General features: G+C 49.0%; 25 protein-coding genes. 10 read left to right on the plus strand and 15 right to left on the minus strand.

The window, feature by feature from the left end:
• Nucleotides 1-43: 43 nt before the first annotated feature.
• The 8 genes from ACEVG1_RS08935 to ACEVG1_RS08970 all read right to left on the minus strand — a co-directional run bounded on the left by ACEVG1_RS08935 (nt 44) and on the right by ACEVG1_RS08970 (nt 8,405).
• Nucleotides 44-787, minus strand: coding sequence for a glycosyltransferase family 32 protein (locus tag ACEVG1_RS08935; RefSeq protein ID WP_374743313.1), 744 nt, complete (start codon nt 785-787; stop codon nt 44-46).
• Complete coding sequence (locus tag ACEVG1_RS08940) at nt 784-1,758, minus strand: EpsG family protein (RefSeq protein ID WP_374743315.1); 975 nt, start codon at nt 1,756-1,758, stop codon at nt 784-786. The genes ACEVG1_RS08935 and ACEVG1_RS08940 overlap by 4 nt, the downstream gene beginning before the upstream one ends.
• Before the next feature lie 119 nt (nt 1,759-1,877).
• Nucleotides 1,878-2,780 (minus strand): glycosyltransferase family 2 protein, encoded by a 903-nt coding sequence (locus ACEVG1_RS08945; protein ID WP_374743316.1) that lies wholly within the window; start codon nt 2,778-2,780, stop codon nt 1,878-1,880.
• Between the two features lie 9 nt (nt 2,781-2,789).
• The gene (locus ACEVG1_RS08950) at nt 2,790-3,677 is read right to left on the minus strand and encodes a glycosyltransferase family 2 protein (protein WP_374743317.1); all 888 of its coding nucleotides are present in this window, start codon (nt 3,675-3,677) and stop codon (nt 2,790-2,792) included.
• A gap of 19 nt (nt 3,678-3,696) precedes the next feature.
• A complete protein-coding gene (locus ACEVG1_RS08955) occupies nt 3,697-4,824 on the minus strand; it encodes a hypothetical protein (protein WP_374743318.1) in 1,128 nt (375 codons plus the stop codon).
• On the minus strand, nt 4,772-5,902 hold the full coding sequence (wecB, locus tag ACEVG1_RS08960; RefSeq protein ID WP_374743319.1) for a non-hydrolyzing UDP-N-acetylglucosamine 2-epimerase: 1,131 nt from the start codon (nt 5,900-5,902) through the stop codon (nt 4,772-4,774). Before wecB ends, ACEVG1_RS08955 begins: the two co-directional genes overlap by 53 nt.
• On the minus strand, nt 5,899-6,795 hold the full coding sequence (locus tag ACEVG1_RS08965; RefSeq protein WP_374743320.1) for a glycosyltransferase family 2 protein: 897 nt from the start codon (nt 6,793-6,795) through the stop codon (nt 5,899-5,901). The genes wecB and ACEVG1_RS08965 overlap by 4 nt, the downstream gene beginning before the upstream one ends.
• Before the next feature lie 11 nt (nt 6,796-6,806).
• Nucleotides 6,807-8,405, minus strand: a complete 1,599-nt coding sequence (locus tag ACEVG1_RS08970) for a lipid II flippase MurJ (protein WP_374743321.1) — start codon at nt 8,403-8,405, stop codon at nt 6,807-6,809.
• Nucleotides 8,406-8,543: 138 nt separating this feature from the next.
• On the opposite strand from ACEVG1_RS08970, the gene ACEVG1_RS08975 reads away from it, so the two are divergent.
• The 5 genes from ACEVG1_RS08975 (at nt 8,544) to ACEVG1_RS08995 (ending at nt 13,370) form a co-directional block, all read left to right on the plus strand.
• Nucleotides 8,544-9,377, plus strand: coding sequence for a 2OG-Fe(II) oxygenase (locus ACEVG1_RS08975; protein WP_374743322.1), 834 nt, complete (start codon nt 8,544-8,546; stop codon nt 9,375-9,377).
• Nucleotides 9,378-9,448: 71 nt separating this feature from the next.
• Nucleotides 9,449-10,879 (plus strand): NAD-dependent succinate-semialdehyde dehydrogenase, encoded by a 1,431-nt coding sequence (locus ACEVG1_RS08980; protein ID WP_374743323.1) that lies wholly within the window; start codon nt 9,449-9,451, stop codon nt 10,877-10,879.
• Between the two features lie 114 nt (nt 10,880-10,993).
• The gene (locus ACEVG1_RS08985) at nt 10,994-11,851 is read left to right on the plus strand and encodes a hypothetical protein (protein WP_374743324.1); all 858 of its coding nucleotides are present in this window, start codon (nt 10,994-10,996) and stop codon (nt 11,849-11,851) included.
• Between the two features lie 15 nt (nt 11,852-11,866).
• Nucleotides 11,867-12,673 (plus strand): hypothetical protein, encoded by an 807-nt coding sequence (locus ACEVG1_RS08990; protein WP_374743325.1) that lies wholly within the window; start codon nt 11,867-11,869, stop codon nt 12,671-12,673.
• A 202-nt stretch (nt 12,674-12,875) separates the two neighbouring features.
• The gene (locus ACEVG1_RS08995; RefSeq protein ID WP_374743326.1) at nt 12,876-13,370 is read left to right on the plus strand and encodes a DinB family protein; all 495 of its coding nucleotides are present in this window, start codon (nt 12,876-12,878) and stop codon (nt 13,368-13,370) included.
• Nucleotides 13,371-13,497: 127 nt separating this feature from the next.
• On the opposite strand, the gene ACEVG1_RS09000 is transcribed toward ACEVG1_RS08995, so the two are convergent.
• Nucleotides 13,498-13,869: a hypothetical protein gene (locus tag ACEVG1_RS09000; RefSeq protein ID WP_374743327.1), complete on the minus strand. Its 372-nt coding sequence runs from the start codon at nt 13,867-13,869 to the stop codon at nt 13,498-13,500.
• 46 nt (nt 13,870-13,915) lie between these two features.
• Here ACEVG1_RS09000 and pepT point away from each other — a divergent pair, with 46 nt between their 5' ends.
• Nucleotides 13,916-15,181 carry a peptidase T gene (gene pepT, locus ACEVG1_RS09005; RefSeq protein ID WP_374743328.1) on the plus strand — a complete coding sequence of 422 codons (1,266 nt, stop codon included), beginning with the start codon at nt 13,916-13,918 and terminating at the stop codon, nt 15,179-15,181.
• 9 nt (nt 15,182-15,190) lie between these two features.
• Nucleotides 15,191-15,766, plus strand: coding sequence for a nitroreductase (locus ACEVG1_RS09010; protein WP_374743329.1), 576 nt, complete (start codon nt 15,191-15,193; stop codon nt 15,764-15,766).
• Nucleotides 15,767-15,784: 18 nt separating this feature from the next.
• Here ACEVG1_RS09010 and ACEVG1_RS09015 read toward each other — a convergent pair whose 3' ends face one another.
• Nucleotides 15,785-16,438 carry a hypothetical protein gene (locus ACEVG1_RS09015; protein WP_374743330.1) on the minus strand — a complete coding sequence of 218 codons (654 nt, stop codon included), beginning with the start codon at nt 16,436-16,438 and terminating at the stop codon, nt 15,785-15,787.
• The gene (locus tag ACEVG1_RS09020; protein WP_374743331.1) at nt 16,431-16,991 is read right to left on the minus strand and encodes an RNA polymerase sigma factor; all 561 of its coding nucleotides are present in this window, start codon (nt 16,989-16,991) and stop codon (nt 16,431-16,433) included. The genes ACEVG1_RS09015 and ACEVG1_RS09020 overlap by 8 nt, the downstream gene beginning before the upstream one ends.
• A gap of 315 nt (nt 16,992-17,306) precedes the next feature.
• On the opposite strand from ACEVG1_RS09020, the gene ACEVG1_RS09025 reads away from it, so the two are divergent.
• The 3 genes from ACEVG1_RS09025 to ACEVG1_RS09035 all read left to right on the plus strand — a co-directional run bounded on the left by ACEVG1_RS09025 (nt 17,307) and on the right by ACEVG1_RS09035 (nt 20,089).
• Nucleotides 17,307-17,900, plus strand: a complete 594-nt coding sequence (locus ACEVG1_RS09025) for a YceI family protein (protein ID WP_374743332.1) — start codon at nt 17,307-17,309, stop codon at nt 17,898-17,900.
• 39 nt (nt 17,901-17,939) lie between these two features.
• A complete protein-coding gene (locus ACEVG1_RS09030; RefSeq protein ID WP_374743333.1) occupies nt 17,940-19,328 on the plus strand; it encodes a hypothetical protein in 1,389 nt (462 codons plus the stop codon).
• Between the two features lie 125 nt (nt 19,329-19,453).
• The gene (locus ACEVG1_RS09035) at nt 19,454-20,089 is read left to right on the plus strand and encodes a YceI family protein (RefSeq protein ID WP_374743334.1); all 636 of its coding nucleotides are present in this window, start codon (nt 19,454-19,456) and stop codon (nt 20,087-20,089) included.
• A 64-nt stretch (nt 20,090-20,153) separates the two neighbouring features.
• Here ACEVG1_RS09035 and ACEVG1_RS09040 read toward each other — a convergent pair whose 3' ends face one another.
• The 4 genes from ACEVG1_RS09040 to ACEVG1_RS09055 all read right to left on the minus strand — a co-directional run bounded on the left by ACEVG1_RS09040 (nt 20,154) and on the right by ACEVG1_RS09055 (nt 26,043).
• Complete coding sequence (locus tag ACEVG1_RS09040) at nt 20,154-21,980, minus strand: acyl-CoA dehydrogenase family protein (protein WP_374743336.1); 1,827 nt, start codon at nt 21,978-21,980, stop codon at nt 20,154-20,156.
• The gene (locus tag ACEVG1_RS09045) at nt 21,964-22,350 is read right to left on the minus strand and encodes a four helix bundle protein (protein WP_374743337.1); all 387 of its coding nucleotides are present in this window, start codon (nt 22,348-22,350) and stop codon (nt 21,964-21,966) included. The genes ACEVG1_RS09040 and ACEVG1_RS09045 overlap by 17 nt, the downstream gene beginning before the upstream one ends.
• Before the next feature lie 70 nt (nt 22,351-22,420).
• Entirely contained in the window at nt 22,421-23,596 is a 1,176-nt protein-coding gene (locus tag ACEVG1_RS09050; RefSeq protein WP_374743338.1) for an acetyl-CoA C-acyltransferase, read from the minus strand.
• Nucleotides 23,597-23,598: 2 nt separating this feature from the next.
• Complete coding sequence (locus tag ACEVG1_RS09055; protein ID WP_374743339.1) at nt 23,599-26,043, minus strand: 3-hydroxyacyl-CoA dehydrogenase NAD-binding domain-containing protein; 2,445 nt, start codon at nt 26,041-26,043, stop codon at nt 23,599-23,601.
• Between the last annotated feature and the right edge of the window lie 7 nt (nt 26,044-26,050).

The raw sequence follows: 26,050 nt of genomic DNA on the forward strand, positions 1-26,050 counted from the left end.
CAATCAATTGTTACACAGTTTCTGTGTCTTCCGGCACGTTTACTTAATTTACCCCAAGTAGTTTTCTGGCGGTTCGGGCCAGCTTGTTGTGTACCTCTTGTCCAAACAAAAACAATACGGCCCGATGTGCAAAACTTTTGAGGACAAATAGCGGTGTCCGTTTCACCCATTGCCCTTCGAAATGGTGAACACATACCGTCTCTTGACCGATTTCGGTCTTTTTGGTGAACAGGTTTTTCGGGGAAAAATACGTGGCGGGAAACAACGTAAGTTCGTGCCTATCCTCTAGAACGTCCCATTTCCTTCCCGCCACACCATATTGCTGCTGAATGACGCGGCCAATTAGATAAGGAACGGTCTCCATATCCAATCGTCCATTATCCAGTCTAAAATGCCTGCCTTCATACGCATCCAAACAAGCTTTAACCCAACTGCATCCTTTTTCAGCACCGATTACAGCGGCTTCGATATCACCCATCATGTCATACCCAATAAACGATCGACGGGCTAACAACGCATCAAAAGATCGGAAGACTTCCACATCCGCATCCAGATAAATTCCTCCCATATGATATAAGGCATGAAACCTAATATAATCAGCCGCAAAGGCATATTTCCTGTCTTCAAACGCTTCCAGTACCCAAGGCACTTTCGGAGCATTGCCAATATCCCACCGATATAATTCGTATCCTGCCAGATTCAGTTTCCAACTGGCAAAACATTGCTCGATCAATTCCGGATAAGGATCGTCACTCAGCCAGCAATAATGTATTATTTTAGGAATCATAGAATGGAATAAGGTCTTACCAACTCAATATCAATCATTTTCAATCCGTAATACAATACGAATATGGCAAAAACCAACCTGATTAATACACCGATGTTGCGGTCTTTTACATCCTCCTCTATTACATTAAACAGGTAGGGCATCACCAAGACGATCACCGTAAAAAGAAGCGACGATAGCCGCTGCATGATTGCAAACGAAATAAACATCAGGTTGATGAACGAACCAAACGACAAAGCGACCATAAATAGATCAATAGCACGGTCACCATAAAAAGTTGTCAGCTTGCTTCGATAATAGAATATGCCCAGCATGAAAATTTCCGCTATCGCAGAAAGCATATAGCCGCTTTTCCCAAACTCTTCCTGCTCTACGTAACCAGCCAACGTTGGGGGCAGTCCACCCAGCATGAATAGATACATCACTGGATCAAAAAAACCGATTACCAATCCCGCCAGTGGTAAAATCAGATAGAAGGTATATCTCCGTATGGCTATATACAGCAAGTAAAACAGGGGCACAATAAGCACAGAGCTGTGTATAAAAGCCGCAAAGAAAACCAACGTAAAAGACCACCCATATTTTTTATCCACAAAGAAACAGATCGACCAAAAACCCATCGCTGCTGACAGCGCATATCGAATCTGTGTAAAATCTCGGTACAGGAAAAAGAAGCACAGGTATACCAAGACGGAAAGAAAGGGCATCGGACTGTATTTGAAGATCAACGTGAAGTTCAGCAAACCAGTAAGCAATGCCATGACCACGAAAACGACATGAATATTGCCGCCAAGCGCAAAAACAAACAAATTGAAGAGCAAGTACCCGCGCTCCATCGTTTCGTCATAATTTCCGCGCAGTAAATCGAGCCACGAATATTTCTCGCCCACCAAGCGGAAGGCATCTTGGTAGGCAACCCCGTCATTATCCACCCCCAGTCCACGTAGCCCCACAAACCCAATCAACAACAAACAAAGTGGCACATAAGCGCAAAGCCTTACATACCTTGATTGTATAAAATCAAAGATGGTAAATAAGAAAGTGACAAAAAATAATATATAATATGGTATCATCTCTCCAAAATGACAACTCAATTATAAACAAATTTCAGCAGCAACGCAGCCGGGTACATCATGTACGACCAATGGGAGCCAATAGCCCTCCGGTGTTCTTTGAACGATGTGCCTCTATCGTAAACCGCAAACCTCCAGTAGTTCAATGTCGCTTTTAGCCGCTGGATTCTTGTCAATCCCGGTAAGGTTGCCATTTCTGCATAGTACAGGCAAGCTCCTTTCGGGCTATCCTTTCGAAGTTGTACGGAGGAATCGGTGATCCCTCCGGGCAGATACTCACAAACATAAATACCGTCTTTGAAGTATCTCATTACATAATGGCGGGCGATGCGGTTGAGCGTCAATGCGTCGGCACAAAACCGCTCGCCAGAAATCTCAGGATAGGGATATTGTGCCATAATAGCCGTGCGGATTACTTCGGCTCGATCGCCCTTATAATGCAATTTAAAACGATAGTCAATGGGCGAAACATCCAGCGTTTCGTAATCGACTTCGCCTCCTATCACCCCACCATCCTCATGCACCCGCAGTCCGCAGACTCCAGCATACTTTGTCGTCGCATCCGGCAGTCTGAGAACTGCCTGCCATTGTTGAACGACAGCAGATAACGCATGTGATACAAGCGTGTCGTCGCTATCTACGGTAAAAAACAACTCTCCCTTAGCTACCTGTACTCCCTTATTGACCGCTACATGTTTACCGGCATTTTGTTGATAATAGTAGTGGATATCGATGTCGTTTTCCGCTATAAAACCAGCCACAGCGTCGCCCGTGCCGTCGGTACTCCCGTCGTCTACGATTACCCACTCGAAATCACGGAAATCCTGTCTCTTTAAACTTTCATGGAGCAGCCCAAGGTAAGCACCCCTATTATATGCAGGTGTAAAGACAGTGACGTATGGGGTGGATGTGCCGTGCATGCTAAATCATCAATTGATCGGTGTCCTTATTAACGTCTTAAACAGAAGGAGCCCCTTTTTATTGCCTAGCGCAAATCTGTTCTTCAATACAACAAACAATCGTTCCAGTACAGAGCGGCTGGAGGCGAACCGGAAATAGGCTTCGAACAGCTCCCTTTTGGATGCATCCATTAGCTGGATGTAGCGCTCATAGAAAGCCTTGTTTGCATTGTAGTGAAGCCTATTGATAACCGGCTTTCTGGCCGAGAAAAAAGAGACCAACCTCCGCACCGTACCGATCGGCTGGTTACCTGTCGCGTTCTGGCCATGTTGCCTATACCAAACCAACACTTCATCCAAGTAAACTATTTGACCAAACGTTACTGCGCCCATCGTTATGAGATGGTCGTGCATCGCTACGCTACCTGGGAAGGGCTGCATAATCTCCATCAATCGATTGTTAAAAATCACTGCACACCCTTGGATACCTGAGTTGAAAAACAACGTATCGTTGAGTGTACGGGGATGGATTACCGTTGATTTTTGCGATACTGCCTTACCCCCCACATATAGGTAAGAATTGGTATAAAGTGCTGCCGGGCCGTCATAGCTGGAAATAGCCGCAACCATCTTGCCCACTTTTTCGGGGAGCCAGATATCGTCCTGATCGCAGAACATATATAGCTCGCCTTCCACATGCCTCATGAGATGTAAAAAGTTGGCTGCCGGGCCGAGGTTAACCACTCCGTCATCCATCACTGTAATCCGTGCATCCTCCCGCTGGTATTCGTTCAGTATCGACAGAGTATCGTCGGCGGACCCGTCATCGTGGACAATCAAGCGCCAAAATGTATAAGTCTGCCCAATCAACGAGTCAAGTTGTTCGCGGAGGTACGTTCCCCCATTGAAAGTAGCCATCAATATAGAAACTACCGGCTTATCGTTCACGGGCAATCAATTGTTCGAAGTCGACCATGCGCAAATCACCTGCATACCGCATCATCAGCTCCCTATTCTTCTTACTTTTCCTTACTGGCAAATTTGCGGAAAAATCTTGATAACGGAGATATTCGTAGCCAACATACTCAAAGTCACCCATGTGACTGCTCTTTACAATCGGTATGATACCGTAAAAAAGGTATTCAACCAGTTTCGTTGGACACGCGACGCGATTAATCAACATATCGTCTCGCATAATAAATCCATAATGGGCCGACTGGTAATATGCCTGCAATTCATCGGGCGAAACGGTCAGTACCCGAATGTTGTTACCAAACTGGACTCCTGAATCCAATAGGCGTTTCTCCAATTCTGCTGCCTGCCCGGTCAACAAGGTATATCTAATGCGATCAGACAAGTTCCTTCTAATCAGCGAAACCATCAAATCTATATTTTGCCAAGATTGGAGATTACCGCTGTAAATCACATGAACCCTATCATCGTCCGCCCTTTCGCCATCTATGATAGGAGCTTGGCTTCCTACATGGGCAGGCAAGATCGGATAGCGGATTGCCCGCTTTTTCCATGTGGGGTATTTGTGTCTGAAATGAGCAGTCATCGCGTCAGAAACCGTCACCACGTTATCTGCACGCCGGAATATTCGTTGCTCGGCAAGCTCGTACAACCTGCTCTTCCGTACTGCTCCCTGGTATTGAATTTCTTCTGGAACGACCCCATGGGCGTCCAATACGACGCACGACTGTCTCCGGATAAACCCGAGGAACGGTAAAAGCGGTAATATATTGATGACCGAATGAAAATAAAGTGTATCCGCCTGCCTAAGCAGCTTGATAATCGGCAAGAAATGCCTGAATATGTTGTAGCGGTACTGCACCCCATCTTCTGCAAACCATTCTACTTCCGCGTGCCAATAAAGCCGATGAGAAACCGTAAGGTAACTACGGCGCCGAGACGCACATAGTTGGTCCATTGCAATTACACGCTGCGACATCCCTTCATGTCGCGTACTCTCTCCCGGATAATTTGCAAGAACTAATAGCATGGTATCACTTCTAAAGATCAGCAATGATTCGGGCAATGCGATCGGCACTATGTCCGTCGCCATACACCATTGATTTGGTTGCCATGCGCTGGTAAGTCAAGTCGTTGTCCAATAAAGCGATGGCTTCTTGATAAATCCGATCCGTGTCGGTTCCAACCAGCTTCATCGAACCTACACCAATGGCCTCGGGGCGCTCCGAAAAATCGCGCATAACCAACACCGGCTTCCCCAGTACGGAAGACTCCTCTTGAATACCGCCGCTATCCGAAATAATGAAATAAACCTGTAGCATTAACCAAATAAATGCCGGGTACCCTAACGGTTCTATTAATTTTATGTTTTCGATATGCGACAACCGCTCATAGACAATTTCCCTGACCGCAGGACTGCGATGTACGGGAAACAGTATCTGCATGTCAGGACGGGCGGCGAGCAGGGCTAGCGCATCACAGATACGGTGTAATCCGGCTGCCTGGTTTTCACGACGATGTGCGGTTACCAAAATGCATTTCCTGGCGGGAGAAAGCAATGCTTTCAAGGCGGCAATTTCTTCATCTTGATAATAATTTAGTGTCTCGCTGGACCAATGGAGTGCATCCACAACCGTGTTGCCCGTTACAAAAATCGATGAAGATGGAATGCCTTCTCCCAATAAATTGGCTTTTGCCCCTTCGGTTGGTGCAAAGTGGTAAGTAGCCAACTTCCCTGTAAGCTGGCGATTCATTTCTTCTGGAAAAGGTGAATAACGCTGGTATGTCCGAAGACCTGCCTCCACATGCCCTACGGGCACCTTCGCATAATATGAGGCCAGGGAAACGGCCATTGATGTACTCGTATCGCCGTGCACCAGCACTATATCGGGCTGGAAATCATCCAATACGAGTTCCATCCGTTTAATGATGTCGGCAGTGAGCCCGAATAGACTCTGGTTCTGTTGCATCAGATCAAGGTCGAATTGAGGCTTCACCCCAAAAAAACCGAGTACTTGATCAAGCATTTCGCGATGTTGAGCGGTGACGCACACGCCAACGTCCATCGCCGAGCCATATTTGGAAAGTGCCCTAATGACGGGCGCCATTTTTATCGCCTCGGGCCGGGTACCAAACACCAACAGGACCCTCTTTTTTAGTTGCTCAGTCACGATTTTACAATTATACGAAATAGTTTAAGGTAGTAACGATTCCGATGCAGGCAAGCCCTCACCAATGCTTGGAAAGCTAATAACATCTTGACCAATGTTGCTGTTGCATTCCCTTTGGTCTTCCGGAAAAATTTCAGCCGGCTTGATTCGAAATATGCCGCCTTCGCAAGAGGCATGCTATCCCCTGGTTGATGCGACGCTCCTTCAAGATGAATAATTTGAACCGCTGGAAATAATATCGAACGGTAACCTGCTTTTTTCATCCGATAAGAAAGTTCAGTCTCTTCAAAATAAAGAAAAAAATCGGTATCGAACCCGCCTATTTTTTCGAACAACTCCTTTCTAACAAACATATCGGCTCCCGAAATATAATCAACGGGTTGCGGCTCGGAGTACGTATTCTTAACAGCTATCGAAAATTGCTTTTCAAACTTCCTTGGAAAAAAACGGTGAAGCCCCATCTCGAAAATAATTCCCTTAAGCGACGGGAAGTTGCCATACGAGGCTTGTTTCTCCATGCTTTCATTCACAAGATCACCCCCACAGCACCCCACCAGCGCATTGTCGGGGTGGTCCATGAAATGGACGAAAGTATTGGCAGCGTTGCCCAACAATAAGGTATCTGAGTTAAGGAAAAACAAATACCGCCCCCGTGCCAATTTCGCCCCTTGGTTGTTCGCGGCCCCAAAACCTAAATTATCCCCGTTGGCAATAAAAATCACGTCCGGTATTTCCCCCAATTTGTCCACGGAATCGCCACCGGAAGCATTATCTATGACAATAATCTCATAGGATTGCTGCTTGGTGTGATTTTGAATCGACCCAATGCAAGCTAGTACCAGATCCGGCGTACGGAAATTGACAATGATATAGGATACCGATATTCCTGCCATATGGTTTCGTCCTACCCTTCTGATCTGAATTTCTTGATGACATCACTCGCTTTCTGCCAGTATTGCACCACAAACAGCCGCTCTTCGAGCCGCAATATAAATAACAAAGCAAACATAACGACCAGGATTATGCAGCCATTTACAATCAATACAGCAACGTCTGCGATGTCTCCTGGAATGAGCCCTGTCGTTAAATAGCTTCCAGCCACCACCAGCGCAAGGTAAATGAGGTACTTCGATGTAACCCCGAAAAGCAACCGCCGATTGGGGTAGGGGAAATATATAAATAAGGCCACGGCCGAAACACTATGTGCCACGATAAACGACAGCGGAAATGTGTTTGCTCCGAACCGCTCATAAAATAATAGGTTCAACCCGATCATAATAAATTGGGCTAACACCCCAAAAAAAGCATAAATCCTTCCCTTGTTGGTAGCCAGCAAGGCTAATCCAAATATAATATAGAAAAAGTTAATCAATGCCGACCACGCGTAGTAATTGGCGAGGCTGCTGATTTTGGTGATCGCTTCAAATGACATTTGTTCTTTGTGGTACAAAATCACTCCTATCAACTCGTGGGCCGAGGAGCATAGAAACGCTATGAATGCTGTGATGATAAGAAAGCCAAATTGGTAAATTTGTTTGAAATCATTCAAAAAACCATTAGGATCACGCTTCGCGAATCGGCTGGAAAGTACCGGCACTAGCATGGTAAGTAACACGCTCGTCAACACATTGATGGGGATATCAACAAACTTTCGCGAATAATCCAACATCGACACTACCCCTTCTCCCAACATGTTACCTAATGCTTTCTCCACTAGGAAATTGACTTGAATAAAAAAATAAGGGATAAAGAAGGGCAATGCATAGATAAAAAAGGGCTTGAAATCACCTAACCTTATCTTTGTACTACCCGAAAAAACGGGTACTTTCCGAAGGTATACCTCATAGCCCACGAGAGAAAGCATCAATACCAGGCCAATGTAATATGAAACTGCCAATGCATAGATTCCGATGTGAGGGGCCAACAGGACCATGCTGACAACGTTGACCAACGCTGCCACACAATTGGAAATCTCCGGCACAAAAAAGGAATTATAGGCGTTGAGTATGCTGATACCCAACTGGCTGAACTGGTCGAACAATAAGGAAGGGGTAACAACCAACAGCATCAACACCAACGCAGCGATCTGCTCCTGTTCATATGCGGGTGCGAGCATGCGTGCAATCGGATATCGGAAAGCAAATAAACAACCGATCAGAAGCAGTGTAATCATCAAGGTGACCAACAACAATGACCGTACTCGTTCCAATACGCGTTTTTCGCCCTGTTCTTCCCGAAGGATGATAAACTTGGCCCTGAACGTTTCATTAATCGGTCCCCAAACCGCCAAGTTTACTACCACGATGCCGTTCAGTGCGATCAGCCACATGTCCCGATCTAGGGAAACACCGAAGTATTTGGCCGCTAATGACAATCCGACAACTGAAAAAGCTAATTTGGTAAACCGAAGGATGAATAATATAATCGTTTTCCGTTTCAATTTCTTTTTCGGAGTGAGGTGCTTAAAGTCTTGCAAAGAAACGCTTATTTTAGTAAATTTCATCGATATGTCTATTTTCAACGGTCAATCGGGAAGGAAAAGTTTGTTTTGAACCACAAACTTTTCTAAGTTTGACCAATAGTGCGCTAACGAACTGCCGTGTCGGCATAGGCAGCGTTACCATTGTTTAAATAACTACGAATGAAGCGTTATATCAATGAGCAATATTTGAATTTATCAGCTGTTGCTAGCGACCATGCAGACCAGTATGCCAATGCATCGCCTTTCCCCAGCATCTATTTCAAGAATTTTTTCAATCCCGATATTTTGGAGCGCGTGCTTGAAGAGTTTCCCGACCTCGCCAAAAAAGATGCGGTAAGATTCGACAATCCAAATGAAAAGAAATTAGGTGGGAAAGGTGAACATCCATTTGGCGAGGAGACGAAAAAATTCATGCATTTTCTTAATTCGCAGCCTTTCCTGGAGTTTTTACAGCAACTGACCGGCATACAGGAGACCTTAATCGGCGACCCCTATTTCGTCGGCGGTGGATTACACGAAATCAAACGGGGTGGGTTGTTGAAGATTCACGCGGATTTCAATAAACATCCCATATTGAAATTAGACAGACGCATCAATGCCTTGGTATACCTCAACAAGGATTGGAACGAGGAATATGGCGGGCACTTCGAACTTTGGGATAAGACGATGACCCGTTGCGAAAAGAAAATCCTACCCGAATTCAATACGCTGGCTATTTTCTCTACAACGACGTTCTCTTACCATGGTCACCCCAATCCACTGGAGTGCCCGGAAGACCGCAGCCGGAAATCCTTGGCGCTCTATTATTATTCCAACGGCCGGCCCAAGGAAGAAGTTGACCAAAGCTTAGCCCAGCACAGTACGATTTTCAAAGCGAGGGAGGGCCACGCAGGTGACGAGCATGTAAATAATAGTACCCCCCGGCCAAACCCAGTGAAACAATTTATCAAGGATTTGATTCCACCCATCTTCGTAAAACTCATGCGGCGGTAACGGTTTTATAAATAAGAAAACCTTCGTCATGGATCACTGTTGTTATCATTAACTGGTTCTATATGTTGGTTATGACGTGGAAATCACTTCCAAACAAAGCCTATCTCAACGGCAAATTCATTGCAAGACGTAAGACCTTTGATGTCGTTAACCCGGCAACGGGCGAGACGATCGCCTCGGTTCCCGATCTTACCGTGGCCGACTGCAAAAAAGCGATCGACCACGCTCACGGTGCGTGGCCAGCCTGGCGCGACACGGACGCAACACAGCGCAGCCGCACCGTGCGGAAATGGTACGATCTCATCATTGCCCATAAACAGGAGCTGGCGCGCACCATGACGATGGAAAGCGGCAAGCCCCTGTCCGAAAGCCTTGCCGAGGTGGATTACGGCGCCTCATTCGTCGAATGGTTTGCAGAAGAAGCAAAACGGGCCTACGGCGAGACCATCCCGGCCACCAAAGCGGGCCAGCGGCTCATCACCATCCGCCAGCCGGTGGGTGTCGTGGCTGCCATCACACCATGGAACTTCCCGCTCGCCATGATTACACGAAAAGTGGCACCCGCCCTAGCCTGCGGCTGCACCGTGGTGTTACGACCGGCGTCGCAGACACCGCTTACTGCACTGGCGTTGGCCAAGTTGGCCCACGAAGCCGGATTCCCACCCGGTGTGTTTAATGTGGTAACAGGCAAGGATAGCAAAGGCATGGGTGAAGAATTGACCACCAACGAGCGAGTCAGGAAGATATCGTTCACCGGATCCACGGACGTAGGCCGAGCGCTGATGGCCAATGCCGCCATCACCATCAAAAAGATTTCTTTTGAGCTGGGCGGGAACGCGCCATTCCTCGTATTCGATGATGCTGACATCGATGCAGCCGTAACGGGGGCAATCACCGCGAAATTCCGCAATTCCGGCCAAACGTGCGTAGCGGTTAACCGATTCTACGTACAGGATGACGTGTTTAATGCATTTGCCAAAAAATTAACGGCCGCGGTCAAGAAATTGAAAGTCGGCAATGGCCTCGATGGCGGCATACAAGTGGGACCACTCATCAGCCAAGATGGGCTGGATAAAGTGAAAGCACACGTGAAAGATGCGATCGACAGTGGCGCCGAACTCCTTACCGGCGGTAAGGCAACGAAAGAGCTTTTCTACCAACCCACCGTTTTAACTAATTTAGCTGCATCGGCATTGATAGCCCGCGAAGAGACCTTCGGCCCGGTATGCGCATTGTTTCGCTTCAAGACAGAAGCGGAAGGTATCGCCAAAGCAAATGACACCGAATTCGGATTGGCGGCCTACTTTTACAGTAGAGATGTAAACCGTTGCTGGCGGGTAGCCGAGCAGCTCGAATCGGGCATGGTAGGCATCAATACGGGGCTGGTGTCCAATGCAGCTGCACCGTTTGGCGGCGTCAAACAATCCGGCATCGGCCGTGAGGGTTCCAAGCATGGGCTGGATGAATACACGGAAATCAAGTACCTTTGTTTTAGTGAATAGTTTTCCCCTATACAACAATCTTTACTATCCTATCCCGTTGTACGTTTGCACCTTACAGCAACTTTCAGTATACTTGTAGTAAAGATTATTAAAAAATCCTCACTAACGCTGACCATGATGAAATATGCTTTCATTACCGTCTTGTTGAGTGTTTCCTTTTTATTTACCGCAACAGGGCAGCGAAACAGGGAGCCGTCTGCGGTCGGCTCGTTCCCCCGTCTTTCCTGGAATATCGTGCAGCCGGATACGTCCAATAACGCTTTCTTCAAAAAGTACCCGTTCGTGAAATCGATCATGGCGTTCTTCGGGGCAAATCCGCCAACCACTTTCTATTTGCAGTTTGATACGGCCATGACCGACGGGAAAGACGGCGAGCCGTTTGATATGGAATTTGAAGGCGATGCCTACCTATTCCGGAAACTATACAGCCCGATCCATTTTGCAACGCCGTCTTTTACGTCCGTTTACGTTGACGGGGATAACAACCCCGGAAAAACGAGCAGAAGTACGTGGATGGTTATCCATAGTGATTCTGTCGTATATTATGGTTATGAATCGTACCGGTTAATCGGCAAATCCGGTGGCAATTTTGACATGTTTACGCCACGGTTTAAAGGCGAAATTGATTCGGTAAGTCACGCAATAACGAGCGCATACCAAGTAAGCGGCGTAAAGCCATCGGGGGATTCGATTTTGGTCTTTGGCGGTGTCGTCAACCAAACGGGATATTTGCCGAGATTGGACCTGCTGTCCGGTGATGCGACCTCCTTTTCCGAATGGATAAAGTCCCAACTCGAAACCGTATTCGTATCCGAGAACATCGTTGTCGAACAAGCCAAATGGACATCCGGGATCTACCATTCGTCGGGCAGGCCGGCGCGTGTCCCCATAAAATTGTATGTGCAATTGGAAGCCGATGGGACGGTAACGATCATTCCCACACCATCTGCCCTGTCATCGGCAAGTGATTAACCTCAGCGACTGTATATGGACAAAAAATGGTATCTTGCATTTCTTTTCAACGCCCTTACGGCCATCGCCATAGGGCAAGAAAACCTCCTAGCCATGTTTAAGCTGGGCTTTCCAAATACATCAAACCAAGCGTTTTTTGCAAAACATCCGGATATTGTACGTATTGTTGTCGATTACGAGTCGGAAATACCTGCTTCCGTGGCATTTGTGAGGCATTCCGAAAAAGAACAAGTCGAACCGTTGGGCCGAGAGAACGCCAGGAGGTACAGCAGTTCGTTGGGTTATATCGATTTGCCTCCACTACCGCAAGTCGCAATCGACTACGGAGCCGATATCACAGGACTGCAGGACAGCAACAATTACTATACTATCCAGGCCGTGGTTACCGTTGATTCCATCCATTATGATTTTTCCCATTGGTGTAAGCCAGATGCAGCAAACGCAGCCTATCTTCATACCCGTCCAAATTCCATTGCCCGCTTTGCGGGAGACATCAGCGACCTGAACGCCATCCTGAACCGGAAGTACCGATTGCCCGATGGGCAGGCAGCGAACGACTCTGTTTTTAATTTCGGTGGAGCCATTTCGGAAGACGGCTTGTTGGTCGATTTTCGGATGAGTACTGGGATTCCTTCGGAAGTCTCCGACACGATTGGGTACAAATTGCAATCCCTTGGAGCTGTCTGGCATAGGGAGTGGGATAGCCGCCTGCACCGCCGTTACCAATACATGGGGGTTGTTTGCCGCATCAATCCGGACGGCACAGCAACACTTTTGACGAGGCGGACACTTCGCATCAATGGCGGTCGCATGCCCGATTAGCAGCTGAATACATCCAGTACCAAGCCTGTCCCAAGCATAGTCGGTCGGCTGCTCTATTGCCGTGAGTCATCCGTCATCGATACCCTGAAGCGACGCATCAGATGGTGAGTAGAAAATAAACTAGTCATGCTTATTCCCTTCCTGCCAAAGGGTTGTCACCAGCCGAGACGAGCTTTGCTGTAGAAATTAAAATACAGGCAAAATGGACATCATCAAAGAATTATTGGCAGAATTGGAAAGCGAAACAGCAACCACCCGCAAAATGCTGGCGCTGGTACCGGAAGATCGGTTCGACTGGTCACCACACCCCAAAAGCATGACGTTGAAACAATTGGCGACGCATATCGCCGAAATCCCATCGTGGTATGCAATAGCGGTAGATGAGGATGTGTTGGACTTCAACGAGGGAAATTACACACCCACGCCAGTCGGCAGCAACGCTGACCTGCTAGCGCTATTTGAAAAATCGTACCAGACAGGTAAGTCAGCGCTGGAACGTCTACCCGAAAACTTGCTGAACAAGCCGTGGACGATGCGCGGCGGCGATGTGGTGTACCTCGATACGAACAAGTATGGCATGGTGCGCCATGCATTTGCCCAAACAATACACCACCGCGCACAATTGGGTGTCTTCCTGCGTTTGCTGGATATTCCGATACCGGGCAGCTACGGACCAAGTGCTGATGAAATGGGGTAAGGTATCTTGATCAGGGGGACATAGTGGTTTCCCCTTGGTAAAATCGAGTTTTACCTTGGTCGATTTGAATTTGACCACGATACACTTCGATTTCACCATGGTATGTTTTGATTTTACCTACGGTCATTCAAATTTTACCTAGGTCCATTTGTATTTTACCGTGGTCATTCCCCATCCAACCTAGGTAATGTTGGTTTTGACCATGGTAGACACCAGTTCGACCTAGGCGAATTTCGATTTTACCGTGGTAAGTTTCGTTTTGTCCATGGTAGATTCCCGTTTTACCTAGGTAAATTCCGATTTTACCTAGGTCAGCTTTTTGCAAAAAACGCAAAAACCGACGTTTTTGACACCACCAGCACATATTCACAAAAAAAAGTGCGCCAAAAAGATTTTCGGGGTATGCTGAAAAATGGCGCACTTTTATTTGCTTTTCTCCTTTGGAAGACTTTGGGCTGACGACAGGCGCGTTATGCAAGATGCGATTCGGATAGCTCATAATTCGTTTGTATTTCGAACTAACTTTATCTAAGTTTGGCGCTACCATGAATGATTCATTAATAAACAATTTACCTACATCCAACGCCGCGGAACGCTTTCTCCGCTACGTACAGATAGATACGCAATCCGACCCGACGTCATCAAGTTGTCCCTCTACTGAGAAACAGAAGAACCTGGGCCGGATACTTGTCGACGAACTGCTCGCCATGGGCGTCGTTGATGCACATCTCGACGAACATGGTTATGTTTACGCCACCATCCCGGCCAACGTCGACAAAGACCTACCGGTCATCTGCTTCTGCTCCCACATGGATACGGCCCCCGATTGCTCGGGCACCGCAGTGAAACCCATCGTGCACCGCAACTATGAGGGTGGCGACATTGTATTGCCCGACGACCCTACCGTGGTCATCAACCCTGCCGAACACCCCGACCTGAAAAGCCAACTGGCGAACGACATCATCACCGCCAGCGGCGCCACGTTATTGGGTGCCGATGATAAGGCCGGCGTAGCAGAAATCATGGCCGCCGCCGAAATACTCATGACCCAGCCCGAAATCAAACACGGCACCATCAAAATCCTGTTTACGCCCGATGAAGAAATTGGCCGCGGTGTAGATCGGGTGGATTTAGCCAAACTGGGGGCTGATTTTGGATATACGGTGGATGGCGAGACAGCGGGTTCCATTGAAGATGAAACCTTTTCGGCCGACGGGGTAACCGTTACCATCGACGGGATCAGCGTACACCCCGGTTTCGCAAAGGGCAAACTGCAAAGTGCGTTGAAAATTGCGGCCAGCGTCATCGATGCGCTGCCCAAAGACCGGCTCTCGCCCGAGACAACCACCAAGCGTGAGGGCTTTGTACATCCGGTGTCCATCAAGGGAGGCGTCGAACAGGCCACTATCGAATTTATTGTCCGCGATTTCGATGATGAAAATCTCCGCCGCCATGAGCATGAACTCGAGGGTATCGTCAAGTCGGTGATATCCCGGCATACCGGTTGCCGTTATCGATTTGAGGTTACCGAACAGTATCGCAACATGAAGCAGGTACTCGACCGCTATCCGCAAATCATGGAAATTGGCCTGGAAGCGATCCGCCGTGCGGGCATGGAACCCATCCGGCGGAGCATCCGGGGTGGAACGGATGGTTCGCGGCTTTCATTCATGGGCCTGCCCTGTCCTAATATCTTTGCCGGCGGCCATGCCTTCCATGGGAAAGAAGAGTGGGTATCCGTACAGGATATGGAAAAAGCCGTCAGGACCATTTTGCACATTGCTGTGTTAGTCGTAAGTCATAAGTCATAAGTCACTCACATGCCATCAACTCCTTTCGAAACCATCAAACGCATTATCAACCATCGCCGGTCGATTTTTCCACCAAGTTATAACGAGCGAGTGATCCCCAAAGAATTGTTGACTGAACTGCTGGATTGCGCCAATACGGCGCCAACACACAAACTCACTCAGCCATGGCGGTTCGTTGTATTCCGCGAACAGGGATTGGAGCGGCTGGCAGACCAGCTGGCATCGCTTTACAAAGCACATACACCATCTGAGCAATTCCTCCAGAAAAAGTTTGAAAGTACCCGCGAAAAGGTGCTTCGATCGGGAGCGGTAGTGGCCATTGTGGTATCATACAGCGGTGTCGTTCCGCAATGGGAGGAACTTGCAGCCACGGCCTGTGCGGTACAGAACCTTTGGCTTGCCGCATCGGCGGCCAATATCGGCGGCTACTGGAGTAGTCCGGGCACCATCAAGCATATCGGTGATTTCTTAGACCTGGCAGGGAACGAAGAATGCCTCGGCTTCTTTTACATGGGCTATCATGACGAACCGCAGCGGACAGCAAACCGCCGGCCAATAGCTGAAAAAGTCCGGTGGGAAGAATAATACAGCGTGTGGCCACACCTATTCGAACGTAATCTCCACTTGCCCCCTGCTGCCGGTCCATCGCGGCCCCACCTCCAATGCCTGTAGAACTCCGCTCAGTGAGTTGGTATCCGCATCATCGGCCGCTTGGATATTCATTGGCATTCCTTGTGCGTTGATATCGAAGGTTAACGTTGTCTTTCCTGTCAGCGAAGTACCTGCAAGCTTATCACTAAGATACGCGTTGAACTCGTCCCATCCACCCTCCGGATAAGCGTCCAATCCGGGGCCGGTCGCAGCGACTGCATGTGCCCTAACCAGCGATCCGGGAGCGGCTAGCTCGACATGCACTTCCTTTTCGGTAGTCGGTTGCTCCGCTGACTGGTGGCGCATCCACAGCAGGACCAATACAAGGACCATCAGTACACAGGCGGTGGCCGCCACGCCAAGACGCTGCCACCCGAAGAAAAATGCATTCCGCTCTTTTGCCTGGCCCTCGATACGGTCAGCCAATCGCTGCTGCAATAGGCTTAGCTGCCGGTGGCTGACATCTTTCCGCAATCGGTAACCATCAATGGCATCTTGCAACAACGGGTCGTCGAGTGCCTCCCGCTCGAGGTCATACATCTCGTCCCTGCTAAGTTCGCCTTTGAGGTACCGCTGTATACGAACAATCTGGTAACTATTATTCATTTTTGCTTTTCTCCATACAGATTTTCAGATTGCGCTTGCCGTTTTGGATATGGCTTTTTACCTTATTGAAATCGAAGCCTGTGACGTCAGCAACTTCCTTATAACACTTCTGCTCCAAGTAAAATAACCGGACACACGTTTGCTGCTCGACATTGAGCGTTTCCAAACAAGCTTCCATCAACGCAAGTTGCTCCTCGGGAATTCCCTCCCCACTATCATGTTGATGCAGGAACGCGTCACTTTCCACAAGGTGATCATCGATATCGACGGTGTTTATACGCTTGCTTGTTCGTAGGTCCATAAGGCAGTGGTTCCTAGCCAACGTATAAAGCCAACTCTTGAAGTTACTCACCTCGTGAACGCGTAACTTGGTAATCAATGACTCAAAAATTTCCATGACAGCGTCTTCGCTTCTCGCCTCGTCCTTATAATACTTGAGGCACACCCCAAAGATCAACGGCATATATGGCTCATACAATTTGCCGAGCACACGCAAATCACCGGCTTCCCGGTACCTTGCCAACAGATTCTGTTCTTCGAGTGCTGATGTCATTAGCGATACGTTATCCAAACGTACGAAATATCCCTGACTTTTGATAGCGCTGTGCCATCGGCTGAATGGCAGGCCCAAAAGATGACCTTTGTCAGAAAAAATAATTCCCTCGGGCAGACGGATCGGCCAATCGCTTGCCGAGCCATCAATTTGCCGGATTATTACCGTTTGGCAACCGCACAAAAACTTAATGAAGATTACTTTTTTAACTGTGCATCCGCATCACAGTGAGCCTTCGGAACCGCTAGTTTTGTCATGGAAAGGTAAGAAGAAAGGCTTCGAACCCCGCAAGTAAAAACAAAAATTTAGATGAGCATGGAAGCGATAACTAAACTAGCAACCCTCGGAACAGCGACGATGCTGTTTGCCGCAACTTGGTTAACTGTAAATGCCCAAGACACTTATCGATCAGCAGCCACACAAGCCACCATAAAAGGTACCTCAACCCTGCACGACTGGGACATGACCTCGTCTAAGGGCCAAACCACGGCTTCGTTTATAGTCGAAGGTAATCAAGTGAAAAAAATAAACACATTGACATTCATTGTTCCCGCTGAATCGTTGAAAAGCGACAAAAGCGGCTTGGATAAAAATGCTTACAAAGCGTTGGAGACAGACAAGCACCAAAACATAACGTTTACGATGACTTCGGGCACGATAGCCGCCACTGGCAGCAACACTTTCCAAGTGAGGGCGACGGGTAATCTGACCATCGCCGGTACGACCAAACAGACGACCATCGCGGCAACCGGTCAATTCAACCCGTCGGACAAGAGCATCGCTGTCAATGGAAGCACGAAATTCAACATGACAGGCTATGACGTGAAACCACCCACAGTCATGATGGGCACCATCAAGACAGGTGACGAAATCACGGTAACCTATAGCGGTAAACTAATGGCACAATAAACAACGAATACGTCTTACACCATCTAATATCCAAAAATCATGAAAACTACATGTACAGCCCTCACAATGCTCACGGCTATCGCCATAGCCGCGATTCCGGTGGCCACCTTTGCACAGGAAGAAAAAGACGCGGAAAAGGGCCCAATCATACAATATGGCGAGCCTGACTTCTTCCGGCCATACGACAAGCGTGGCCTCCATGTTTTCGAGACGACAAAAGCTGATTTGGATAAGCCTTACAGCGGCAGGAAAATAAGCTTAGGGGCAGGTTTCACCCAGCAGTTCCAATCGTTGAAAAACGAGAACCCGGGTGCCGAGAACAACGGGGGCACAGACGCCAATGCGCTCTTTCCTCTAGCACCCGGTTTCATGACCGCACAGGCCAACCTGTATATCGATGCCCAATTGGCCAAAGGTATCCGGCTGCATTTGGCCAACTATATGTCTTCACGCCACCACAACGAGTTTTGGGTGAAAGGTGGATACCTCCAGATTGACCGCTTTCCTTTCGAAGGCAAATTCTGGGATGACCTCGCTGAATTGGTCACCGTAAAAGCTGGCCACATGGAAATCAATTATGGAGATGCCCACTTCCGTCGTCCAGACGGTGGACATACGTTGTACAGTCCTTTTATGGAAGGCAACATCATGGATGCATTTGCAACGGAAATCGCCGGTGAGGTATACGTCCAGAAAAACGGAATCTTCGGAATGCTTGGTGTAAGCAACGGGATGATCCGGGGAGCGGCCCAGGAAATCGAAGAGACCACCGGCAACCAATTTGGCACAGCAAATCCATCTGTTTACCTGAAGGCCGGTATTGACAGGCAGGTCAATGACGACATCAGGCTACGCCTGACCGGCAGCTTGTATCACAATAGCGGCACCGGCGGATCCGGGCTGACCTTATATGCCGGCGACCGTACAGGCTCCAACTACCAAAACGTAATGGAACAGTACTATGCCAATGGTACCGCCAAAGCAGCTACGGCCATGTATAGCTCCGGACGTTTCAATCCCGGCTACAACGGCAAACTGGATGCGGTAATGATTAACGGCTTCGCAAAAATGCAGGGCCTCGAATTCTTTGGCACGTATGAATACGCAAGCGGCCGGGGCAAAGCAACCGCAGACGCCGAAAACCGGGTGACCACACAATACGCGCTAGAGGGGTTATATCGGTTTGGCAGCTATGAAAACCTGTATATCGGCTTGCGGTATAACGCAGTTAACTCAGAACTACTGTTCGGCGACATCACCGACGTAAAAATCGATCGTTTTGCCGCAGGTGCCGGTTGGTTCATCACCAAGAATATCCTGATGAAAGGTGAGTATGTGATTCAAAAATATAACGACTTCCCCACTACGGATTACCGCCATAACGGCAAATTCAACGGGGCAGTCCTCGAAGCCATCATTGCGTTCTAAAAACGGAAAGGTTATTAAGAAGTCGTCCAAAAAGTCTCCAACAGTGCGAAACAATCCGATATAAGGCATTCCAATCGCAAACATCCATCGAGGCTTTTTGGACGTTCCCAACAAAACGTGACATCATGAAAGCAACCTGTTACACCCGTCTACTTTCAATTTTCCTTTATATTGGAGCGTTGTGTGTATTCGTTTCTTTCAAGGGGCCTAATCTGGGGTTTGAGCACGCCACCAGCGAACTGCACTGGACGGTGTTGCCCAACAGTTTCATCACCATCAGCGGCAGTTCAAACATTAATACGTTTGGATGCGAAGCGTCAGGAGTATTCCAAGCCGAGCCCTTGCGGGGTATGGTGGCGAAAGACGGGGTGAGTGTAAACATGAAGGGCGCCATCCGTATCGCAATCGGTCAATTTGATTGCAACCACCGGATGCTCACTGCCGATCTCCGGAAAACGCTGAAGGCGGACGCATATCCCGAAATGGCCATCCGTTTCATGTCGTTGGAACGGATGCCACTTTGCGATGGGGGAACAGATTACATTACGGGTAAAGTGATCATCGAGCTAGCTGGCCAGCGCAAACCCTTTAACATCAGGTGCTCATTTTCCAAAACCAGTACTGGTTATAGGCTTGAAGGAAGCCGAGCCTTTTCTTTTGCAGATTTCGATCTTAGTCCCCCAAAGAAAGCCGGTGGCCTCGTCAAAGTCAAGGACGATTTCGACGTAACCTTCACCTTGCTCCTCAACAATTGCCATTGAACCCTCTAAATGAAACCGGGGCAAGTTTCCCCGCCCCGGTTCCGTTTCATGTGTTTGTGGATCGTTAGAAACACCAGCCATTTGCTTCAATTAATGCTTGGGCTATCCGTTGCCGAGCATCCTTGATGTTATAGGGTTCGGCCTTGGTGAAGCGCCGGATGCCGACCAACATCATTTTCAATTCATCACCTTCGGCAAAGGAATGAAGCGCCTCCTTGCCGGCGAGGTATACGCGGTCTATCGCGGTATGCAAATAAATACGTGCCATATCCAATTGCCGTTGCACCGCTTCCTCACCACGCTGTTGCACCAGTTTCTCGGCACGGAGCAGCGTCGACTCGGCGAGGTATACGTATCCGACGATATCGGCTATATTCGTCAATATCTCTTGCTCTTTCTGCAACGTCATCATCAGCTTCTGCACGGCAGCACCGGCCACCAGCAATCCCGCTTTCTTAAGGTTGGTAAGCAGCTTCTTTTCATACGCGAAGGGCACATCGTCTACCTCGCCGAAATCGGGAATGGCCATCAACTCACCGGCTACCGCCTGCGCCGGGCCCATGAGGTCGAGCTCCCCTTTGAGGGCACGTTTCAGCAACATATCCACGATGAGCAAACGGTTCACTTCGTTGGTACCTTCAAAAATACGGTTGATGCGCGAATCGCGGTAGGCGCGTTCCATGGGTGCATCCGCTGAGTAGCCCATTCCGCCGTAGATTTGTACCCCTTCATCTACTACGTAGTCGAGCATCTCCGACCCCCAAACTTTCAATATGGCACACTCGATGGCAAATTGTTCGGTCGCCTTCAGCTTGGCTTTTGCCGCATCCATCCCCCCTGCAACCAATGCATCATACGCATCGTCGATATTTTGGCCGGCCCGGTATGCAGCACTTTCCACTGCAAAATTCCGCACAGCCATTTCAGCCAGTTTATAGCGGATGGCACCGAATTTGGAAATCGGTAAGCCGAACTGTACCCGTTCATTGGCGTAGCCGATGGCTTGACCAATTACCCGCCGGGAAGAGCCGATGGTGGCAGCACCCAACTTGATGCGGCCCACATTGAGGATATTCACAGCGATTTTGAATCCGTTTTCCCGTTCGGAGAGCATATTCTCCGCCGGCACCGGGCACTCATTAAAAAATACCTGCCGGGTGGATGAACCCTTGATGCCCAGTTTATGTTCTTCGGGGTTCATAGTGATACCACCAAACTCCCGCTCCACAATAAACGCGGTGAGGTTCTTATCGTCATCTATTTTAGCAAATACGATGAATATGTCGGCAAAGCCACCGTTGGTGATCCACATCTTTTGGCCATTGATGAGGTAGTGTGTTCCCGCTTCATTGAGTTTAGCACTGGTACGCCCGGAATTGGCGTCCGACCCTGAATTGGGCTCGGTAAGGCAGTAGGCCGCTTTCCATTCGCCCGTAGCCAGCTTGGGCACATACTTCTCCTTTTGGGCGTCGTTTCCATAATAAAGGATAGGCAATGTACCGATCCCCGTATGGGCCGAAAGGGCAACGGCGAAGGAATGGCCCGCACCGATTACGTCGGCTACCAGCATGGACGTATTGAAGTTCTTCCCGAACCCGCCATAGATCTCCGGGACAGAAACACCCAGCAGGCCCAGCTCGCCAGCCTTGTCAAGCAGGCTTTCCATCAGTCCCTCCTCCTGTGTATCGATACGCTCTAGGTTGGGATAGATCTCCGCGGCAAGAAAATCGTCGCACGTCTGCCGGATCATCACTTGTTCCTCATCGAAGTCCTCCGGTATGAATATGTCCGTAAATTCCGTCTCACGGATAACGAATTCTCCCCCTTTCATCGATTTGAGATTTGAGATGTCAGATTTGAGACCTGCCTCATCACTAAACTCCTTGTCCATGTTCTTTCGATTTGAAGGTTATTTTTAATTTTTTCTGAAATCCATAAATCATCTTTTGAATTTCATTCAACTGCTCTTCGATATATTTTGTGTGATTTTCATCTAATAAACCCAAATTACGGGCAATGATAATCTGGGTTTGCAATTCATAGGCTGATCCATTCGCAATTCCGAGAAAATGAACAAACTCCCTATCAGAATTACGTCCTGCACCCTCAGCAACATTGGAAGCGATAGATACCACAGCACGTTTGATCTGATTTGTCAGACCGTACCGTTCATCTACTGGAAAATCAATCGTCACTTTATAAACGTACGTGGCTAACTCAATAGCCTTCTGCCAGACATGAAGTTCTTTTAAATGATGCATACTGCTTACCTAACTGATTTCTCAAATCTCACGTCTCATATCTCACGTCTCATATCTCATATCTGACGTCTCACATCATCTCGAAAATTCCGGCAGCGCCCTGTCCGGTCCCTACACACATGGTTACCATCCCGTATCGTTGGTTCCGGCGTTTCAGTTCATGAAATAATTGCACGGATAGCTTGGCACCGGAACACCCCAGCGGATGGCCCAATGCGATGGCACCGCCGTTTACGTTCAAGATATCCGTATTAATGCCCAATTCGCGGATTACCGCAAGCGACTGGGCAGCAAATGCTTCGTTCAGTTCGATGAGTTCCATATCTTCCAATTTCATCCCAGCCATTTTCAAAGCTTTTGGAATCGCGAAGATAGGTCCGATGCCCATGATACGCGGTGGCACACCAGCTACACCATAGCTTACCAAGCGGGCGATGGGCTCGACATTCAGTTCCTTCATTTTCTTTTCGGATACTACCAGCACGAATGCTGCGCCATCTGACGTCTGCGAGGAGTTGCCCGCCGTAACGGAGCCCCCTGCCGCAAAGACAGGTTTCAACTTTGCCAACACCTCCAAACTCGTATCGGCCCGCGGCCCTTCATCGGTATCCACCACGTATTCGCGGGTCTTTATCCGTTTACCGTCTTCTAGGTAAGATTCCTTCACAGTAATCGGCACCACGCCGTCTTTCAAATGCCCATTCGCGATGGCAGCGACAGCTTTTTGGTGCGACGCCAGCGAAAAGGCATCTTGATCTTCCCGGCTCACTTTATACTCCTTGGCCACGGCTTCCGCGGTAAGCCCCATCCCCCAGTACCAATCGGGATGGCTTTTGGCCACTTCCGGATTGGGCACCAGCTTCCAGCCACCGAAGGGCATACCCGACATCACTTCCACACCACCTGCGATTATGACATCTGCCATACCCGATTTGATTTTGGCCACGGCCGTGGCAATGGTTTCCAATCCCGAAGCGCAATAGCGGTTCACCGTTACCCCGGGCACCTTCTCCGTATCGAGTCCCATCAGCGATATCATCCGACCGATGTTGAGACCTTGTTCCGCCTCCGGAGTAGCATTGCCCACGATCACGTCGTCGATTTGTTCTTTATCGAGATTAGGAACGGAAGCTACAAGATGCTTGATGACGTCCGCCGCAAGGTCATCTGCCCGTGTGAAACGGAACACGCCACGGGGTGCCTTCCCTACCGCCGTCCGGTATCCTGCTATGATGTAAGCTTCCATAGTTAATTTCTTAATGCTTTTCCTTTAGTTAACATGTGCTGGATCCGCTCCAGCGTTTTCCGTTCACCGCACAAGGACAAAAACGCTTCGCGCTCCAAATCCAACAGATACTGCTCCGACACTTCGGTAGGCGACGACAAGTTGCCGCCGCACATCACCCAGCCTAGCTTTTCGGATATCTTCTGGTCGTGTTCGGATATATAATTGCCAGCGCGCATCGAATTGGCCCCGGCATAGACAATGCCCAGCCCTTGCTTGCCAAGCACCGTGATGTCGGAACGCGGTACCGGCTGGGTGTAACCCCCTTCTGCCAACTCAATGGCTTTCGCCTTGGCATCGGCCAGCAACCTACTCCGGTTCATGCTGATGGCATACTTGCCTGCCTCAAGATACCCCAGTTCAAATGCTTCCACTGCCGACGTGGACACCTTGGCCTGACCGATGGTCAGGAAACGGTCGCGCAGCACCTGTTGTACGATTTGCCCTTCTTTGAACTCATCAGACGCACGGAGGGCAAATTCCTTGGAACCGCCGCCCCCCGGGATGACCCCTACACCAAATTCGACCAGCCCCATATACGTTTCGGCATGAAGCTGCACGAAGTCGGCATGCATGGAAAACTCGCAGCCACCACCCAGCGCAAGATTGAACGGTGCCGCCACCACGGGGATAGCCGAATAACGCAATCGCATAGCGGTATCCTGGAACGTCTTTACCGCGATATTCAGCTCGTCGTAGTCCTGCTCGACGGCCATCATGAAAATCATGCCGATATTGGCACCTGCGGAAAAGTTGGCGCCATCATTGCCCACAACCAAGCCCCTGAAGTCCTTTTCCGCCAGATCGATTGCTTTATGCAAGCCCTGGATGACATCACCCCCTATCGTATTCATCTTCGTATGGAACTCGGCATTGAGGATGCCGTCTCCGAGATCGGTAATGGTGAGCCCATTGTTTTTCCAGACAGTTTTTTGTCCGCGGATGTTATCTAAGATGATAAAGCCCCCCGTACCCGGAACGGGTTTGTACGATTTGCTCCCGATATCGTAATAGTGCCGCGCTCCGTTTTCTACCTTGTAGAAGGAGTCGTGGCCCGCTGCCAGCATCTCCTGCACCCATCCTGCGACCTCTCCACTGAAACCCGGCACACGCTTTTCTTCCGATTTTATCTTATCGACGGTCTCTTTGACACCCAGTGCATCCCACACTTCAAAAGGCCCCAACTCCCATCCGAATCCTGCCCGCATGGCATCGTCGATACGGAAAAGCTCATCCGTAATCTCGGGCACCCGCCGGGAGACGTATTCAAACAATGGGTAGTGCATGGCGCGGAAAAATGCACCCGCTTTATCCGTACCCTGTTCATACACCTTCATCCGCCTACGGATATCATCCACCGCTTTCGTGGCATCCAGCGTCGCCACTTTTACTTTTTCCTGCTTGCGGTATTCCAGGGTTTTCAGGTCGAGCGCCAAGATGACGCTATTGCCCTTATCGTCTTTTATCTTTTTGTAGAACCCTTGTCCGCTCTTCTCGCCCAGCCATTTTTTGTCGACCATCTGCCGGATATAATCGGGCAATTGGAAAACACCCTTGGCTTCATCATCTGGGGCGTTTTCCGCCAGTCCGTTGGCTACATTGACCAACGTATCCAGCCCCACCACATCGGCCGTACGGAAGGTGGCGGATTTGGGGTGGCCCATGGCCGGGCCGGTAAATTTATCGACTTCCTCCACCGTGAGGCCAAGCTGTTCTACCAAGTGGGTCAATGCCAGCATCGAGTAAACACCTACACGGTTACCGATGAAGGCCGGGGTGTCTTTGCACAACACCGTGGTTTTGCCGAGGAACTTATCACCGTAATGCATCAGGAAATCGACAACCTCCGGTTTGGTATCCGGTGTAGGGATAATTTCGAGCAGCCGCAGATAACGGGGAGGGTTGAAGAAATGCGTACCGCAGAAATGCACTTTGAAGTCATCGCTCCGCCCTTCTGCCATCAAATGGATGGGGATTCCAGATGTATTGGACGTGACGAGTGTACCCGGCTTCCGATACCGTTCTACCTTATCGAATACCTGTTTCTTGATGTCCAGCCGCTCTACCACCACTTCGATGACCCAATCCGTTGAAGCGATGGCAGCAAAATCGTCGTCGAAATTACCGGTCCTAATCAGCTTTATACTGCGTTTGCTGAACACAGGCGAAGGATTGGTTTTAATAGCGGCTTCTAACGACTGGTTCACGATGCGGTTACGCACCGCTTTGCTGTCTAGCGTGAGGCCTTTGGCCGTTTCCTGCTGTGACAATTCATTAGGAACGATATCGAGCAGCAATACTTCTACACCGATATTGGCAAAATGGCACGCGATGCGCGAGCCCATCACCCCTGAGCCCAATACAGCTACTTTTGTGATTCGCCTTTTGTCTATTGTCTCATGTCTCATGTCTAAC

The organism is Parapedobacter sp. 2B3, from assembly GCF_041925275.1.
GTDB classification, from domain to species: domain Bacteria; phylum Bacteroidota; class Bacteroidia; order Sphingobacteriales; family Sphingobacteriaceae; genus Parapedobacter; species Parapedobacter pyrenivorans_A.

Coding starts and splice junctions, on each gene's coding strand:
- ACEVG1_RS08965 (WP_374743320.1), bottom strand. CDS start 6,795: ATGGCAGGAATATCGGTATCCTATATCATTGTCAATTTCCGTACGCCG.
- ACEVG1_RS09020 (WP_374743331.1), bottom strand. CDS start 16,991: ATGACATCAGCACTCGAAGAACAGAATCTGTTGGCAAGGTACCGGGAA.
- ACEVG1_RS08985 (WP_374743324.1), top strand. CDS start 10,994: ATGATGAAATATGCTTTCATTACCGTCTTGTTGAGTGTTTCCTTTTTA.
- ACEVG1_RS08955 (WP_374743318.1), bottom strand. CDS start 4,824: ATGGCGACGGACATAGTGCCGATCGCATTGCCCGAATCATTGCTGATC.
- ACEVG1_RS08975 (WP_374743322.1), top strand. CDS start 8,544: ATGAAGCGTTATATCAATGAGCAATATTTGAATTTATCAGCTGTTGCT.
- ACEVG1_RS09045 (WP_374743337.1), bottom strand. CDS start 22,350: ATGCATCATTTAAAAGAACTTCATGTCTGGCAGAAGGCTATTGAGTTA.
- ACEVG1_RS09015 (WP_374743330.1), bottom strand. CDS start 16,438: ATGAATAATAGTTACCAGATTGTTCGTATACAGCGGTACCTCAAAGGC.
- ACEVG1_RS09050 (WP_374743338.1), bottom strand. CDS start 23,596: ATGGAAGCTTACATCATAGCAGGATACCGGACGGCGGTAGGGAAGGCA.
- pepT (WP_374743328.1), top strand. CDS start 13,916: ATGAATGATTCATTAATAAACAATTTACCTACATCCAACGCCGCGGAA.
- ACEVG1_RS09030 (WP_374743333.1), top strand. CDS start 17,940: ATGAAAACTACATGTACAGCCCTCACAATGCTCACGGCTATCGCCATA.
- ACEVG1_RS08990 (WP_374743325.1), top strand. CDS start 11,867: ATGGACAAAAAATGGTATCTTGCATTTCTTTTCAACGCCCTTACGGCC.
- ACEVG1_RS09010 (WP_374743329.1), top strand. CDS start 15,191: ATGCCATCAACTCCTTTCGAAACCATCAAACGCATTATCAACCATCGC.
- ACEVG1_RS08945 (WP_374743316.1), bottom strand. CDS start 2,780: ATGCACGGCACATCCACCCCATACGTCACTGTCTTTACACCTGCATAT.
- ACEVG1_RS09035 (WP_374743334.1), top strand. CDS start 19,454: ATGAAAGCAACCTGTTACACCCGTCTACTTTCAATTTTCCTTTATATT.
- ACEVG1_RS08935 (WP_374743313.1), bottom strand. CDS start 787: ATGATTCCTAAAATAATACATTATTGCTGGCTGAGTGACGATCCTTAT.
- ACEVG1_RS09000 (WP_374743327.1), bottom strand. CDS start 13,869: ATGAGCTATCCGAATCGCATCTTGCATAACGCGCCTGTCGTCAGCCCA.
- ACEVG1_RS09055 (WP_374743339.1), bottom strand. CDS start 26,043: ATGAGACATGAGACAATAGACAAAAGGCGAATCACAAAAGTAGCTGTA.
- ACEVG1_RS08980 (WP_374743323.1), top strand. CDS start 9,449: ATGACGTGGAAATCACTTCCAAACAAAGCCTATCTCAACGGCAAATTC.
- ACEVG1_RS08950 (WP_374743317.1), bottom strand. CDS start 3,677: ATGGCTACTTTCAATGGGGGAACGTACCTCCGCGAACAACTTGACTCG.
- ACEVG1_RS09040 (WP_374743336.1), bottom strand. CDS start 21,980: ATGGACAAGGAGTTTAGTGATGAGGCAGGTCTCAAATCTGACATCTCA.
- ACEVG1_RS08970 (WP_374743321.1), bottom strand. CDS start 8,405: ATGAAATTTACTAAAATAAGCGTTTCTTTGCAAGACTTTAAGCACCTC.
- ACEVG1_RS08995 (WP_374743326.1), top strand. CDS start 12,876: ATGGACATCATCAAAGAATTATTGGCAGAATTGGAAAGCGAAACAGCA.
- ACEVG1_RS09025 (WP_374743332.1), top strand. CDS start 17,307: ATGGAAGCGATAACTAAACTAGCAACCCTCGGAACAGCGACGATGCTG.